This is a genomic window from Streptomyces sp. NPDC029164, assembly GCF_055563995.1.
Genome location: NZ_JBVHWW010000025.1, coordinates 120,201 through 133,808, shown reverse-complemented (window position 1 = coordinate 133,808; position 13,608 = coordinate 120,201). Strand labels below are relative to the sequence as shown.

At 73.1% G+C, this 13,608-nt stretch carries 17 protein-coding genes; 5 read left to right on the top strand and 12 right to left on the bottom strand.

All coding sequences use genetic code 11. The annotated features are described in order from the left end of the window. Positions 1–171: 171 nt before the first annotated feature. The 7 genes from ACZ4VT_RS24135 to ACZ4VT_RS24105 form a co-directional block, all read right to left on the bottom strand. Positions 172–1,215 carry a zinc-dependent alcohol dehydrogenase family protein gene (locus ACZ4VT_RS24135; RefSeq protein ID WP_467952559.1) on the bottom strand — a complete coding sequence of 348 codons (1,044 nt, stop codon included), beginning with the start codon at positions 1,213–1,215 and terminating at the stop codon, positions 172–174. A 55-nt stretch (positions 1,216–1,270) separates the two neighbouring features. Continuing rightward, entirely contained in the window at positions 1,271–1,960 is a 690-nt protein-coding gene (locus ACZ4VT_RS24130) for a lysoplasmalogenase (protein ID WP_467952557.1), read from the bottom strand. Continuing rightward, on the bottom strand, positions 1,957–2,895 hold the full coding sequence (locus ACZ4VT_RS24125; RefSeq protein ID WP_467952555.1) for a sterol desaturase family protein: 939 nt from the start codon (positions 2,893–2,895) through the stop codon (positions 1,957–1,959). The genes ACZ4VT_RS24130 and ACZ4VT_RS24125 overlap by 4 nt, the downstream gene beginning before the upstream one ends. A gap of 177 nt (positions 2,896–3,072) precedes the next feature. Beyond that, positions 3,073–4,299, bottom strand: coding sequence for an amidohydrolase family protein (locus tag ACZ4VT_RS24120; protein ID WP_467952553.1), 1,227 nt, complete (start codon positions 4,297–4,299; stop codon positions 3,073–3,075). Continuing rightward, positions 4,299–5,588 carry an amidohydrolase family protein gene (locus tag ACZ4VT_RS24115; protein ID WP_467952576.1) on the bottom strand — a complete coding sequence of 430 codons (1,290 nt, stop codon included), beginning with the start codon at positions 5,586–5,588 and terminating at the stop codon, positions 4,299–4,301. Before ACZ4VT_RS24115 ends, ACZ4VT_RS24120 begins: the two co-directional genes overlap by 1 nt. A 36-nt stretch (positions 5,589–5,624) precedes the next feature. After that, positions 5,625–6,509: an SDR family NAD(P)-dependent oxidoreductase gene (locus tag ACZ4VT_RS24110; RefSeq protein ID WP_467952551.1), complete on the bottom strand. Its 885-nt coding sequence runs from the start codon at positions 6,507–6,509 to the stop codon at positions 5,625–5,627. 1 nt (position 6,510) lies between these two features. Then, complete coding sequence (locus ACZ4VT_RS24105) at positions 6,511–7,308, bottom strand: acetoacetate decarboxylase family protein (RefSeq protein ID WP_467952549.1); 798 nt, start codon at positions 7,306–7,308, stop codon at positions 6,511–6,513. Between the two features lie 125 nt (positions 7,309–7,433). Here ACZ4VT_RS24105 and ACZ4VT_RS24100 point away from each other — a divergent pair, with 125 nt between their 5' ends. The 5 genes from ACZ4VT_RS24100 to ACZ4VT_RS24080 all read left to right on the top strand — a co-directional run bounded on the left by ACZ4VT_RS24100 (position 7,434) and on the right by ACZ4VT_RS24080 (position 11,208). Continuing rightward, on the top strand, positions 7,434–8,057 hold the full coding sequence (locus ACZ4VT_RS24100; protein WP_467952548.1) for a TetR/AcrR family transcriptional regulator: 624 nt from the start codon (positions 7,434–7,436) through the stop codon (positions 8,055–8,057). Between the two features lie 76 nt (positions 8,058–8,133). Beyond that, positions 8,134–9,111 carry a DEDDh family exonuclease gene (locus tag ACZ4VT_RS24095; RefSeq protein WP_467952546.1) on the top strand — a complete coding sequence of 326 codons (978 nt, stop codon included), beginning with the start codon at positions 8,134–8,136 and terminating at the stop codon, positions 9,109–9,111. 156 nt (positions 9,112–9,267) lie between these two features. Beyond that, the gene (locus ACZ4VT_RS24090) at positions 9,268–9,501 is read left to right on the top strand and encodes a hypothetical protein (RefSeq protein WP_467952544.1); all 234 of its coding nucleotides are present in this window, start codon (positions 9,268–9,270) and stop codon (positions 9,499–9,501) included. 153 nt (positions 9,502–9,654) lie between these two features. Further along, the gene (locus ACZ4VT_RS24085; protein ID WP_467952543.1) at positions 9,655–10,443 is read left to right on the top strand and encodes an SURF1 family cytochrome oxidase biogenesis protein; all 789 of its coding nucleotides are present in this window, start codon (positions 9,655–9,657) and stop codon (positions 10,441–10,443) included. Positions 10,444–10,452: 9 nt separating this feature from the next. Then, positions 10,453–11,208, top strand: a complete 756-nt coding sequence (locus tag ACZ4VT_RS24080) for an SDR family oxidoreductase (RefSeq protein WP_467952541.1) — start codon at positions 10,453–10,455, stop codon at positions 11,206–11,208. A gap of 27 nt (positions 11,209–11,235) precedes the next feature. On the opposite strand, the gene amaP is transcribed toward ACZ4VT_RS24080, so the two are convergent. Genes amaP through ACZ4VT_RS24055 form a run of 5 tightly spaced genes read right to left on the bottom strand, consistent with a single transcriptional unit; the run spans position 11,236 to position 13,370 of the window. Continuing rightward, complete coding sequence (gene amaP, locus ACZ4VT_RS24075) at positions 11,236–11,793, bottom strand: alkaline shock response membrane anchor protein AmaP (RefSeq protein WP_467952540.1); 558 nt, start codon at positions 11,791–11,793, stop codon at positions 11,236–11,238. Between the two features lie 5 nt (positions 11,794–11,798). Further along, the gene (locus ACZ4VT_RS24070) at positions 11,799–12,455 is read right to left on the bottom strand and encodes a DUF6286 domain-containing protein (protein ID WP_467952538.1); all 657 of its coding nucleotides are present in this window, start codon (positions 12,453–12,455) and stop codon (positions 11,799–11,801) included. Continuing rightward, the gene (locus ACZ4VT_RS24065; RefSeq protein WP_467952536.1) at positions 12,356–12,724 is read right to left on the bottom strand and encodes a hypothetical protein; all 369 of its coding nucleotides are present in this window, start codon (positions 12,722–12,724) and stop codon (positions 12,356–12,358) included. Before ACZ4VT_RS24065 ends, ACZ4VT_RS24070 begins: the two co-directional genes overlap by 100 nt. A gap of 7 nt (positions 12,725–12,731) precedes the next feature. After that, positions 12,732–12,917, bottom strand: coding sequence for a hypothetical protein (locus tag ACZ4VT_RS24060; protein WP_030716925.1), 186 nt, complete (start codon positions 12,915–12,917; stop codon positions 12,732–12,734). Between the two features lie 15 nt (positions 12,918–12,932). Further along, the gene (locus ACZ4VT_RS24055; RefSeq protein WP_362805655.1) at positions 12,933–13,370 is read right to left on the bottom strand and encodes an Asp23/Gls24 family envelope stress response protein; all 438 of its coding nucleotides are present in this window, start codon (positions 13,368–13,370) and stop codon (positions 12,933–12,935) included. Positions 13,371–13,608 lie beyond the last annotated feature (238 nt).

Genomic DNA, 13,608 nt, shown 5'->3' with positions numbered 1-13,608 from the left:
AGGCAAGGGGGGGAGGGGGGGGGTACGGGGGTGGTGGGGGGGTAGACGCGCGAGGGGCGGGGAGGAAACCTGGGGGAAAGGGGAGAAGACCCGGAGGGGGGGGGGGGGGGGGGGTCCCCCCCCCCCCCCACCCGTCCGTTTCACCGGTCGTCCGGTCATCCGGTCATCCGGTCAGGGCTTGATCAGCACCTTGAGCGCGCTGCGGTCGTCCATCGCGCGGTAGCCGTCCGGGACCTCGTCCAGGGACACGGCACGGTCGAAGACGGGCGACGGGTCGATCGCGCCGCTCAGCACGTCCTCCAGCAGCTCCGGGATGTACGCGCGGACGGGGGCCACGCCACCGCGCAGGGTGATGTTGCGGTCGAACATCACGCCGAGGTCGAGGCCGGTGCCGCTGCCGTGCGGGACGCCGACGTAGCCGACGGCCCCGCCGTCGCGGGTGATGTTCACGGCGGTGCGCATGGACTGCTCGGTGCCGACCGCCTCGATGACCGCGTGGGCGCCCCGGCCACCGGTGAGCTCGCGCACGGCCGCCTCGGCGGCCTCACCGCGCTCGGCGACGACGTCGGTGGCCCCGAAGAGCCTGGCTACGTCCGTACGGACGGTGTGGCGGCCCAGCGCGATGATCCGCTCGGCGCCCAGGCGCTTGGCGGCGAGGACACCGCACAGGCCGACCGCGCCGTCACCGACGACGGCGACCGTGGAGCCCGGGCGGACCCCCGCGCCCAGCGCGGCGTGGTGGCCGGTGCCCATGACGTCGGAGAGCGCCAGCAGACCGGTCAGCAGGTGGTCGTCGGAGACGGCCTCGGCGGGCAGCTTGACCAGGGTGCCGTCGGCGTGCGGAACCCGGACGGCCTCGCCCTGGCCGCCGTCGTGGCCGACCGAGCCCCAGAAGCCGCCGTGGTCGCAGGAGGTGAACAGGCCCTCCTTGCAGTACTCGCAGGTGCCGTCCGACCACATGAACGGCGCGACGACCAGGTCGCCGGCGCGCACGCCGGACACGTCGGAGCCGGTCTCCTCGACGATGCCCAGGAACTCGTGGCCGATCCGCTGGCCGGGCCGGCGCTCTGCCTCGCCGCGGTAGGCCCACAGGTCGCTGCCGCAGATGCAGGCGCGCAGGACGCGGACGACGGCGTCCTCGGGGCGCTGGATCGCAGCGTCGGGCACCTCCTCCACACGGATGTCGTGCGGGGCGTGGATGACGGTGGCGCGCATGGTGGTGCAGTCCTCCGGCTCGGGGTTGTTCAGTCTTGTACGACTGAGGACCGTCCTACGGTACGCCTGCTTCCCGGGTGGCTGTGGAACCGGTGGCCAGGAGGTACTGGGCGGCCACGTAGGTGGCCATGATCCAGAAGTCCGGGCGGGGCAGCTGGGGCCATTCGGCGACCCCGGAGGCGATGAGGGTGTCGGAGAGCAGGAACAGCGCCCCGCCGATCCCGGCCCGCGGGCCGAGGGCGCTGGAGCGGAACGCCATGGCGGTGAGCAGCAGGCTGTAGCCGGCGACCGGGATCCGCAGGTCGGCCGGCAGGTCGGACCAGAGCAGGGCGACGGTCCCGAGGAGGGCGAGTGCGTACGCGCCCCCGAGCAGCGGGTTCGCGGGCCGCTTGCCGAAGAGGACGAGGTAGCAGACGTGCCCGACGGCGAAGGAGCCCATGCCTACGAGGAAGGCGGGCTCGGCGTCGAAGAGCAGGGCCAGGTCCCCGCCCCAGCCGAACAGCAGGGCGGCGACCAGCAGCCGGGGCGCGCCGCGGGTGATCACATAGGTGACGAGCAGCGGCATCAGCAGCGGCTTGGCGATGAGGTGCCCGAGGTGCCAGTCGGCCAGCAGCGAGACGAGGTCGACGGCGGTGGCCGCGGCGAAGGCGGCGAGGGCGAGGCGGCCGAGGCGGTCCCGGCCGGCCGGCGTGCGGCCGGCTGCCCGGGAAGGGGCCGGGCGTTCCGGGGACGGTGCGGTGCTCACGCGGAGGTCTCCCGTACGGAGGGCCGGGCGTCGGCGGCGGCGGCGTTCACGGCGGCGGCTTCCGCGGCAGGGACGGAAGCGGGGGCCTTGGCGGCGGCGGCCGGGGCGGCGGGCTGCCAGCCGGGGCCGCGGAAGACCCGTCCGGCGCGCTCGCGCCAGTTCGCGGCGGCGCGCACGTCCCGCGCGATGGCCGCGTACTCGTGGGTGGCCACGCGCAGCGGGTTGTGGGTGTCGATGTTCTTGGTGAGCCCGTAGACGGGCCGCTCCGTCTCCCCCACCCAGGAACCGAACATCCGGTCCCAGACGATCAGGATCCCGCCGAAGTTGCGGTCCAGGTATCCGCCCTGCGAGGCGTGGTGGACGCGGTGGTGGGAGGGGGTGTTGAAGACGTACTCGTAGGCGCGGGGCAGCTTGCCGATGCGCTCGGTGTGGACCCAGAACTGGTAGAGGAGGTTGAGTCCGTAGCAGAACGGGATCGCCGCGGGGTGCACGCCGAGGGCCACCATCGGGAGGTAGAACCACCAGGTGGTGGCGCTGGTCCAGGGCTGGCGCAGGGCGGTGGTGAGGTTGAACCGCCGGCTGCTGTGGTGCACCACGTGGCAGGCCCACAGGATGCGGATGACGTGGTGGAGCCGGTGCTGCCAGTAGTAGAGGAAGTCCTGCGCGAGCAACATCAGCAGGGCGGTCCACCACAGGAACGGCACCCGCAGCGGGGTGAGTTCGTAGACCGCGGTGAAGACGGCGACGACCGGGATCTTCCACAGCAGGTCGAAGCCGATGCTGCCGAGCCCCATGGTGATGCTCGTGGCCGCGTCCTTGGTGTCGTACCCGGCCGCGTCCTCGTCGGGATGGATCCGGTAGCTCACCACCTCCAGGACGGTGAGCAGCACGAAGGCCGGTATGGACCACAGCACGACATCGGGCAGGTTCGGCATGAGCGCACCATAGAGGCGCCTCCGGGGGCACCGCTAGAGGTTGTTACCGATCGGTATCCATCGGGGTTACCGATGGTTCGCGAGAGGGTCGCGGCCGGGGGGCGGACGTGCTCGGCGCCGGGCCGTTCCCTCCGGGGCGGATCACGTTCGTGCCGTGAGCCGCCCCGGAGGGAGACGTCACCAGACCCGCACCGAGCCCCCCTTGGCGAAGGCCGGGCTGGTGGCTTGCGGCGGGGTGTGCGTCAGGGGTTCGGCTATCTCCGACACCAGGGGGCCGTGTTTGGCCGCGAGGGCGTCCAGGAGGGAGAGGTCGAAGCCGTAGACGCGGGCCGCGTTGCCGCCGGCCATCGCCGCGACCTCCTCGCGCGGGAGGCCCGCGTAGGCGATGCGGAGGCCTTCGCGGGAGAAGGGGGTGGTGCCCTCGTCGTGCGGGTAGTCGCTGCCCCACATGATCTTGTCGAGGCCGATCCGGTCCCGGAGCGGGACCTCGTGGGGGCGCATGAAGCTGGCCCCCACGAAACAGTTCTCCCGCCAGACCTCGCTCGGGCCGCTGCCCATCGACTCCGCGAGGCCCGCCCCGAACTTGGCCTCCGCCGTCGCCGAGGCCGCGACCAGGCGGCCGTGGTAGTAGTCCAGCATCTCCAGCACGCCCGGGATCCAGCCGGATCCCTGCTCCGTCAGGACCAGCTTGAGGCCCGGATGGCGGCGGAAGGCGCCGCCGAAGATGAGGTGCCACAGGGCGCGGTGCGAGAACCACGTGGTCTCCACCATGAAGACCGCGCGGGCGGCCGGTTCGTCGCCCAGCGGCGGCGACGCCGAACCGCCGTGGTGGTTGACCGGCACGTCCAGCTCGTCGCAGACCGCCCAGATGGGGTCGTACGCCGCCGAGTAGAGCTCCGGGACCGGGGATCCGGGCGGGACGCCGGGCAGCAGGATGCCGCCCGTGAGGCCCGCCTCCTTCGTGCGGCGGATCTCCTTCACCGCCGCGTCCACGTCGTTGAGCAGGATCTGCACCACGCCCGCACGCCGGCCCGGCGCGTCCGCGCAGAAGTCCGCCAGCCAGCGGTTGTGCGCCTGGAGGCCGGCCCAGCGCATCTCGTACTCGGCGGCCGTCGGCGGCTGCGCCATCAGCGAGGCCTTGGGGAAGAACGGCGGGATGGTGTTGGGGAAGACGACCTCGGCGACGATGCCGTCCGCCTCCAGCTCCGCGAGGCGCCGCGCGGAGTTCCAGTTGCGGTCCGCCGTGTCCGCGAGGAGGTCCTCGTACGGGTTCACGTAGCCGGCGGCCCAGGCGTCGAAGTCGTCGTGGTACCGCTTCTCCAGGTACGGCTTGTAGTCCAGCAGGTCGGCGCCCGCGTGGCAGTCCGCCGAGATGACCGTGTAGCGGTCCTGGTCGTCCGTCATCACGAGACCCCCAGTACCGGGAAGTCGCCGCCGGTGAGCCAGTGGCGGCCCGTCTCGCGGGAGCGGGCCCAGGAGGCCGCCACCGCCGCCTGGTCCGGGGACTGGCCCAGCTCGGCCGGGGTGGGGCCGATCCGGCGGGCGACGGGAGCCAGCTTCTCCGTGTCGAAGCCGAAGACCTCGGCGGCCGCGAGTCCGAGCATCCGGCGGGTCTCGTCGACGGGGATGTCGTGGAAGGTCTTGCGCAGCCAGTTCCGGGTGTCGGGCCAGGTGCCTTCCGGGTGCGGGAAGTCCGAGCCCCACAGGATGTTGTCCACGCCGATCTCGTAGCGCTGGGCGAGTTCGCGCCGTTTGGTGTTCGTCGCGCAGACGAAGACCTGGCGGTCCAGGTACTCGCTCGGCGGCCGCTTCAGCTCCTCGAACGGGGAGAGCTTCTTGCCGCCGTGCGCGCCGAGGTAGAGCCGGTCCATGAACCACAGCTGGTTCGGCAGCCACCAGCAGCCGGATTCCGCCACGCCGAACTTGAGGCCCGGGTGGCGCTCGAAGACCCCCGACCAAAGCAGGAACCACAGCGGGCGGGCCGGCCACCAGGTGACCTCGGAGACGAAGATGCCCAGGTGGTCGCCGTACTCGTGGCGCGGCGAGGACCCGGAGTGGGTGACGATCGGCATCCGTGTCTCGGCCGCCGCCGCCCACACGGGGTCGTAGCGGCGGTCGTGGTAGGGCGCCTTGTCCACCCACATGGCGGGGATCATCAGCGCGCCCAGCCCGGACTCCTTGGCCCGGTGGATCTCGGCGACGACCTTCGACGGTTCGCCCGTGATGGGGAGCAGGGCGACCCCGCAGTGGCGCTCGGGGTTCTCCGAGACGAACTCCGCCAGCCAGCGGTTGTGCGCCTGCGCGCCCGCCATGCCGAGCTCGGGGTCCTGGTCGCCGGAGAGGCCGAGGCCCACTCCGAAGGGGGCCGCGGTCTGGCTGTCGACGGCGTCCGCGTCGGGGAAGACGACCTCGGCGGCGACCCCGTCGCCGTCGAGCTCCTTCAGCCGCTGCCCGGTGTCCCAGCCGCCCCGCAGGCCTTCCTCGTGGTCGTGGAACCACTTCTCGGCGAAGGCCTCGTTGCGGACGCCGAGCCGGGTGGCCTCCGCGCGGCGGGCGTCGCGCTCGCCGAGGAACTCGTCGAACCGGGGGTGGAAGCGGGAGTCGAGGTAGGGCCGGTACTGCTCCGTGGGCAGGCCCGCGTGGCAGTCGGAGGAGATGATCAGGTACGGATCTTCGTACGGTGTGTCACTCACGAGGTCACTCACGATGTCGCTCACGACGAACGCCCCTCAGTCGAGGATGAAGCTTTCCAGGTAGGCGGGGTTGGCACGGTCGAGCATCGACTGCGACCGGGCCCGGATCTGGCGGTCGCTGTGCTCGCTGGCCGGGAGCATCCAGAAGCGGTCGGCGCGGATGCCGTCGAGGACGTGCTCGGCGACCTCCTCGACGGGGGTGAAGTCCACCTCGTGACCGGCCTTCCTCATCGCCGCCTCGTACTGGTCGAGGCTGCGGTACGGGGACTTGCGCGGCCGCTGCTTCGCGTACCGCTCGGGCCGGTTGCGGTGCGACTCCCACAGTCCGGTGCGCAGCATGTGCGGTCCGGGGAAGAGGACGGAGGCCCCGACGGCGGCGCCCTCCGCCTTGAGGTGGGCGTAGAGCGACTCGGTCATGGTGACCACGGCCGCCTTGGTGACGGCGTAGACGGAGGCGGTGGGCAGGGGGGCGATGCCGCCGTCGCCGGAGGAGGTGTTGACGACGTGACCGGGCGCGCCGCCCGCGATCATGCGGGGGACGAAGGCCTGGATGCCGTGGAAGACGCCCCACACGTTGACGGAGAAGGCCCATTTCCAGTCGTTGGGCTCGTGCTCCCACATCCGGCCCTCGGCGCCGGAGCCGACGCCCGCGTTGTTGCAGAGCACGTGCACGGTGCCGAAGGTCTCGTACGCCGCGTCGGCCAGCGCGGTCACGGAGTCGCGGTCGCTGACGTCGACGAGCCGTGCGAGCACCTTGGCCCCGTCCGCGGTGAGGTCGTCGGCGGCTTTGCGCAGGGCGCCCTCCTCCACGTCGGCGAGGACCACCTGCAGTCCCTCGGCGGCGAAGCGGCGGGCCATCGCGAGGCCGATGCCGCTGGCGGCTCCGGTGACGACGGCCACCTGTCCGGGTTCGATCCGCATGTCAGACGCTCCCTTCGGGCGGGCCGTCCAGGATCTGCATCGGGTCGTCGTAGCGCTGGTGGATGTACGGGAGCAGGGCCTGGGCGCTGACCCGTTCGACGACGCGGCCCTTCTGGTCGGTGGTCTTCTCGCCGATGGTGATCTCCACGATCCGGCGGACGGGGAGGTCGGCGATGGGGTCGAACATCGACTCGCGCAGGACGATGTCCCCGGTGATGTGCTCCAGCTTGCGGAACTTCTCGTTGCGCGTGCAGTGGACGAGGACCGGGTCGGCGTCGAAGCCCGAACCGTCCACGGCGGGAAGGAACTTGAAGTAGAAGTCGGTCTTCTGGGTGGGCTCGGGCAGCGGCAGCGCGCGGTCCACCGCGCCGCGCACCTCGACGAAGGCGATCCCGTGCCGGGCGAGGACGGCCCGGACGACGAGGCCGTCGCGTTCGACGGTGACCTCGCCCAGCTTCTTCGGCTCGCCGAAGACCTCGCGGCCGCCGATCAGGGCGCGCTCGTGGGTCATCGGCATGACCAGCGGATACCAGCCCTCGACCCCGCCGTGCTGGGCGGCGACGGCCACCGAGCCGGCGCCGAGCGGGTAGCCGGGCAGGTCGACCTTGCTGATGTTGGCCCGTACGAGGGGCCGGTCGGCCGGTTTGAGGGGCGGCGGCAGGACCGCCGCCACGACGTCGGGGTCGCTCTCCCAGACGGCCACCACGCCGGTGGACCAGATGTCGGGGAGCTTGGAACTCTTCTCGCGCGACGCCGCGATCTCGGCCTCGGTCCGCGCTCCGTACCGTACGCGTGCCATGTGTCGCCCCATCCCTCGTCATTGAGCGGAATCGGTTCTGTAACACAGTTACACCGCCGCCGATGAAGGGTAAAGACCCGCGCACCAACGGAACTGACACTCCGACAGATCGGCGACCCGCAACCATGGCCAGATCAACGCTGACCCGCGACGAGGTACTGGACGCCGCCGCGTCCCTGGTCAAGCAGCACGGTCCGGCCGCCCTCACCATGCGCAAGCTCGCCGCGGAGCTGGGCACCGCGGTGACGTCCATCTACTGGCACGTCGGCAACCGCGAATCGCTGCTCGACGCCCTCGTACGGCGGACCGTGGAGGAGATGGGCGCGATCAGGCCCGTCGGCCGCACCCCCGCCGACCGCATCCTGTCGGTGGCCCGGACCCTGCGCCGCGAACTGCGCGAGCGCCCGCACCTGATCGCGATGGTCCACGAGCGCGGCCTCACGGAGCGGATGTTCCTGCCCGCGCAGCAGGCGCTCGTCCACGAGGTGCACGCCGCGGGACTGCGCGGCGCCCGCGCGGCCGACGCGGTGCGCGCGATCCAGTTCCAGATCGTCGGGTTCCTGCTCGTCGAGCGCAACCGTGAGCGCTCCCCCGCCCAGTCCCCGGCCGAGAGCGAGCTCTGGGACCCGGCCGCGGCCCCCCACGACCCGGCCCTCGCCCGCGCCCTGGCCCGCCCGGCCGACCCGGAACGCCTGTTCCTGCTGTCCGTACGCGCCCTGACGACCGCCCTGCTGAAACCCGGACCGTGAGCGCCGGCGAACGGGGAGCGGAGCCGGGCCGGGGGGACATCGCGGCAACGGCTGTCAGTCGGGGCCGATATCCTCTGTGACCATGCTCGACGACCGTACGACCGCAGAGACGACGTGGCCGACCGCCTACCCACAGGGGTACGCGGTCGTCGACGTGGAGACGACCGGGCTCGCCCGCGACGACCGGATAGTCTCCGCCGCCGTCTACCGGCTCGACGCGCAGGGCAATGTCGAGGACCACTGGTACACCCTGGTCAACCCGCAGCGGGACCCGGGACCGGTGTGGATCCACGGGCTGACGAGCGAGGTGCTCGCCGGCGCCCCGCTCTTCAAGGACATCGCCGGGGAGTTCGCGGGCCGGCTCGCGGACCGGGTGCTGGTCGCGCACAACGCCATCTTCGACTGGCAGATGATCGCCCGGGAGTACGCGCGGGCCGCCGAGACCGCGCCGGTCCGTCAGCGGCTGTGCACCATCGCCCTGTCGAAGGAACTGAACCTCCCGCTGCCCAACCACAAGCTCGAGTCGCTCGCCGCGCACTTCGGCGTGGTCCAGCAGCGCGCCCACCACGCGCTCGACGACGCCCGGGTACTGGCGGAGGCCTTCCGTCCGTCGCTGCACGCGGCCGCGCAGGGCGGCGTACGGCTGCCCCTGCTGGAGTGCCGGCCGCTGACGGAGTGGTCGGACTCGGCCGCCGCCCCGCGCGTGGGGTACCAGTCCTCCTACCGGGGCAGCGGCTGGCGGCCCTCGCGCAAGCGGCCGCCGTGCCCGCACCCGAATCCGGGGCGCTACAAGGACGGCGAGCCGCTGAAGCAGGGCATGCGGATCGCCTTCTCCGGCGACACCTCGGTGGAGCGGGAGCTGCTGGAGGACCGCGCGGTCGAGGCGGGCCTGCACATCGCGACGAGCGTGTCGCGGCTCACCAGCCTGCTGGTGACGAACGACCCCGACTCGGCGACGTCGAAGACGGTCAAGGCGAAGTCCTTCGGGACGCCGGTCGTCGACGAGGCCGCCTTCACCCAGCTGCTGCGGGACGTGGCCCCGGCGGAGTGCTGAGCCCGAGCGCCGGGCGGGGACCGGAGCGGGGGACGAGGACGTGGACGTGGACGTGGACGTGGACGGGGAAGTGCCGTTGCGCCGGCCGGGTGCAGGCGCGGCGACTCACCCCGCTGGATCTTGTTCCGCTCCCCCGCCGTGCGCAGCATTCGGCGCATGGCACGTTGTGAGGTCTGCGGAAACGATTACGGCATGTCCTTCGAGGTGCACGCGCAGGGCGCCGTGCACGTCTTCGACTGCTTCTCCTGCGCCATCCACCGCATGGCGCCCGTCTGCGAGCACTGCCGGGTCTCGATCATCGGTCAGGGCGTCGAGGTCTCGGGGCAGTGGTTCTGCGGGGCGCACTGCGCCCGCGCGGAAGGGAAGGTGGGCATCGTCGACCACGTCTGACTCCCCGTCCTCCCCCTCACCCCTCCCCCTCGTCCTTCACCCTCGTCCTTCCCCTCACCCCTCCCCCGATCCCGTACCCCGATCCCGTACCCCGTGACCCCGGACGGCCACCCGGCCGCCGGGGTCCTCCGCGCTGGGGGTACCGTCGTGGGCGTGTACCGCTTTGTGCTGACCCGGCAGTGGGTGTGCCTCACCCTCATCACCCTCGCCCTCATCCCCGTGATGATCAAGCTCGGGTTCTGGCAGTACCACCGCCATGAGCACCGGGTCGCGCAGAACCAGCTGATCGAGGCGAACCTGCGGGCCAAGCCGGTCCCCATGACCGAGGTCACCTCACCCGGCCACAAGGTCCCCCGCGCGGACTTCTGGCGTGCGGTCACCGCGACCGGCACGTACGACTCCGCTCACGAGGTCGTCGTACGGATGCGCACCGACAACGACGACAAGGTCGGCTTCCACGTCCTGACCCCGCTGGTCCTCTCCGACGGCCGGGTGGTCCTGGTCGACCGGGGCTGGGTGCCGGGCGGCGACGACCCCCGCGCCTACCCGCCGGTGCCGGCCGCGCCCGCGGGCGAGGTCACCGTCACCGGCCGGCTGAAGGCCGACGAGACGAGCGGCGGCAGCGGCATCAAGGACCGCAAGGGCCTGCCCGACCGCCAGGTCATGCTGATCAACAGCGGGCAGCAGGCCGAGTACCTGGGCAAGCCCGTCCTCGGCGGATACCTGGAGCTCACCGACCCCTCACCCGAGGCCGGCCCCGAGACCGTCGCCGATCCCGACCACGACTCGATCGGGCCCCACATGGCGTACGCCGTCCAGTGGTGGCTGTTCGCGGCCGCGGTGCCGGTGGGCTGGGTGGTCCTCGTACGGCGGGAGAAGCGCGACCGCGAGGAAGCGGCGGCCAAGGCCGAAGCCGTCGAACAGGAGCCCGCGACGGCGTAGCGTGTCGGCATGGATCTTGGACTGAAGGACCGTGTCTACATCGTCACCGGGGCCACGCGCGGCCTCGGCTTCGCCTCCGCCCGCGAACTGACCGCCGACGGCGCGAAGGTCCTCGTGACGGGCCGGGACGAGAAGCGGGCGGCCGACGCCGCCGCCGAGCTCGGCCCGAACGCCGTGGGGGTGGCGGCGGACAACTCCGATCCGGCGGTGGCCGGGCGGCTCGTCGCCACCGCACGCGAGCGCTTCGGCCGTTTCGACGGCATCCTCATCAGCGTCGGCGGCCCGGCCCCCGGTTTCGCGGCCGACAACACCGACGAACAGTGGTCGGCGGCCTTCGAGTCGGTCTTCCTGGGCGCGGTACGCCTCGCGCGGGCGGCGGCGGCCGAGCTGGGCGAGGGCGGGGTCATCGGCTTCGTCCTGTCGGGCTCGGTCCACGAGCCGATCCCCGGGCTGACCATCTCCAACGGTCTGCGCCCGGGCCTGGCGGGCTTCGCGAAGTCGCTGTCGGTGGAGCTCGGCCCGCGCGGGATCCGGGTCGTCGGCCTGCTCCCGGCGCGCATCGACACCGACCGCGTGCGGGAGCTCGACGCGCTCGGCGGTGACGCCGACGCGGCCCGCGCCGGAAACGAGTCCCGCATCCCGCTGCGGCGTTACGGCGCCCCCGAGGAGTTCGGCCGCACGGCGGCCTTCCTGCTGTCCCCGGCCGCCTCGTACCTGACGGGCGTCATGCTCCCGGTCGACGGCGGCTCCCGCCACGGCTTCTGACCCGCCGTGGGGCTCCGCGCCTCCGGGCTAAGTGACCCGCTGCGCCCGGTGTGACGTCACCTTGAGGCGGGCCTCCGTCGGGAGTTCGGCGAGGCCCGCCGAGGTACGGGCGTGGGTGAGGACGGGGCCGGCCACGGCGGCCAGCGTGTCGGCGGGGACCGCGTGGGGTTCCAGTTCCAGCGCGACCCGCAGCGCGGGCGAGCCGCGCCGCCCGCGCAGCGCGACCCGGCAGCCGGCGACGCCCTCCAGCGCGCCGGCCTCCGCGGCCACCGCCTCCTCCAGCGCGCGCCCGCGCAGCAGGGCGAAGGCCCCGTCCCCGGTGTCCACGACCACCGCGGGCAGCCGCGGGCGCCTCAGCTGGGACAGCAGCCACCACAGGGCCAGCAGCACGACCACCGCGAGCCCGGCGAGCACCGCCCACCACCACCAGCCGTCGGCGTGCCAGTACCGGTGCCTCGTCTGGGCCGTCAGCAGCGGCGCGTGCCGCCCGTGCAGCGGCCACCAGCCCGTCAGCAGCACGACCCCGGCCGCCAGCAGGACCGCTCCGGCCACCGCCAGCAGGGTCCGGTTCACCACCCCGAGCATCCCGCTCACCTCCTGACCCGTACGCGCGCCCGCGGCGGGTGCGCGAGGCCCAGCTCCTCGATGCCGACGGCGAGCACGGCGTCCAGGTCGGCCCGTACGTCGTCCAGCTCGCGGAAGTGCGAGGTGGCCCGCACCCCGACGCGGGACCGGCCCACCTTGACCCGGACCGAGCGCACCCCGGACACCTCCATGGCCCGGTCCCGCAGGACCTGCGCAGCGTCCCTGCGGCCGAGCCCGGCGTGTACCGCCGCGCCCTGGCCGGGCGTCCGCATGGTCAGGATCCGGCGCAGCCCGGGGGTGAGCGCCAGCAGCAGGAGGACCGCCCCGGCCACGGCCAGGGCCGCGCCGGTCAGCTGGACGGGCAGGTCGGCGGGGGTCGCGGTCTCCAGCCGGTGGGCGAGCTCGCGGCGCCAGCTCATGGCGGGCCGGCCGGACCGTACGGCGGCCAGGTCGTACAGGAACAGACCCGCCACCCCCAGCACGGCCAGGGCGGTGAGCGCGGCGGGCACCCGCCGGGCGGAGCGGAACCGGTGGGCGCGGCCGGGGGCGGGCGCGGGGGCCGTCACCGCAGCCGCCGGTCCCGCCCCGCGGCGGTCCGGGTGTGGGCGGAGTGCAGGTGTTCGACCTCGATGTCCACCTCGGGCACGGACATCTGCGCGCACTCCTCGACGCGCAGGGCCACCCGGGCGCGTACGGCGGCGCACTGGGCGGCGACGTCGGAGGGGTAGACGAGCTCCAGGCTCACCCGTACCCGCGCGATGTCGTGGTGCACGGTGACGGTGGCGTGGGGGGGCGCGCCCGAGGGGGCCGCGAGGGCCTCCCTGGCGGCCTGGGCGGCGATCTTGGCGACGACCCGATCGGCGATGAGGGTGGATCCGCGGTCGGCGGCGGCCACCCGCGGCGGGGTGGCCCGGGGCTGCGTGGTGCTCATCGGCCCCTCACCCGCGCCGGTCGTCACGGCGGCGGAACAGGTCCCCGGCGTCCAGGTCCCCGTCGAGGAAGCGCCCGACGACGAACCCGAGGGCGCCGAGGGCCGCCACCAGGAGGAAGGCGCCGAAACCGCCGAAGTACCCGGCGAACGCCAGGGCCATTCCGGCGAACAGGCCGGCGATCGCCATGCTCATTGCGGCTCCTTGCGGCTAGTGGAGACGGGTCTCCGGCTCCTCGTCGGGCTCATCGGGCAGCTTGACGTCGCTGACGGCGATGTTGACCTCGACGACCTCCAGGCCGGTCATCCGCTCGACCGCCGAGATGACGTTCTCACGGACCGCCCGCGCCACGTCGCGGATCGACACGCCGTAGTCGACGACGATCTCCAGGTCGAGGGCGGTCTGGACCTCGCCGACCTCCGCCTTGACCCCGCGGCTGACGGAGGCCTTCTGGCCGCCGGGCACTCGGTCGCGGACGGCGCCGAAGGTACGGGAGAGGGCGGTGCCGCTGCCCATGGCGTGTACGCCGACCACCTCGCGGGCGGCCAGCCCGGCGATCTTCTCGACCACGCCGTCGGAGATGCTCGTGCGTCCCCGGTCGCCGGGTTCCCTGGCGGAGCCACCGCCGCCTGATGAGGATTCGGTCATGGCGTGCCCTTTCGCGCGTGCGGAGTCGGACTCACTCCGCACCACGTTAAGCGCGTGGCCGCGTTCGCGCGCTCGGACTGCGCCGCTCGGCCGGATCCGTACGCGGGGGGGGGGGGGGGGGGGGGGGGGGGGGGGGGGGGGGGGGGGGGGGGGGGGGGGGGGGGGGGGGGGGGGGGGGGGGGGGGGGGGGGAGCACCGGATGGGGGACACCACGCAATCGTAAGCGCTGAAGGGGGAG

Coding starts and splice junctions, on each gene's coding strand:
- ACZ4VT_RS24055 (WP_362805655.1), bottom strand. CDS start 13,370: ATGACCGAATCCTCATCAGGCGGCGGTGGCTCCGCCAGGGAACCCGGC.
- ACZ4VT_RS24080 (WP_467952541.1), top strand. CDS start 10,453: ATGGATCTTGGACTGAAGGACCGTGTCTACATCGTCACCGGGGCCACG.
- ACZ4VT_RS24090 (WP_467952544.1), top strand. CDS start 9,268: ATGGCACGTTGTGAGGTCTGCGGAAACGATTACGGCATGTCCTTCGAG.
- ACZ4VT_RS24135 (WP_467952559.1), bottom strand. CDS start 1,215: ATGCGCGCCACCGTCATCCACGCCCCGCACGACATCCGTGTGGAGGAG.
- ACZ4VT_RS24060 (WP_030716925.1), bottom strand. CDS start 12,917: ATGAGCATGGCGATCGCCGGCCTGTTCGCCGGAATGGCCCTGGCGTTC.
- ACZ4VT_RS24125 (WP_467952555.1), bottom strand. CDS start 2,895: ATGCCGAACCTGCCCGATGTCGTGCTGTGGTCCATACCGGCCTTCGTG.
- amaP (WP_467952540.1), bottom strand. CDS start 11,793: ATGCTCGGGGTGGTGAACCGGACCCTGCTGGCGGTGGCCGGAGCGGTC.
- ACZ4VT_RS24100 (WP_467952548.1), top strand. CDS start 7,434: ATGGCCAGATCAACGCTGACCCGCGACGAGGTACTGGACGCCGCCGCG.
- ACZ4VT_RS24110 (WP_467952551.1), bottom strand. CDS start 6,509: ATGCGGATCGAACCCGGACAGGTGGCCGTCGTCACCGGAGCCGCCAGC.
- ACZ4VT_RS24065 (WP_467952536.1), bottom strand. CDS start 12,724: ATGAGCACCACGCAGCCCCGGGCCACCCCGCCGCGGGTGGCCGCCGCC.
- ACZ4VT_RS24120 (WP_467952553.1), bottom strand. CDS start 4,299: ATGACGGACGACCAGGACCGCTACACGGTCATCTCGGCGGACTGCCAC.
- ACZ4VT_RS24105 (WP_467952549.1), bottom strand. CDS start 7,308: ATGGCACGCGTACGGTACGGAGCGCGGACCGAGGCCGAGATCGCGGCG.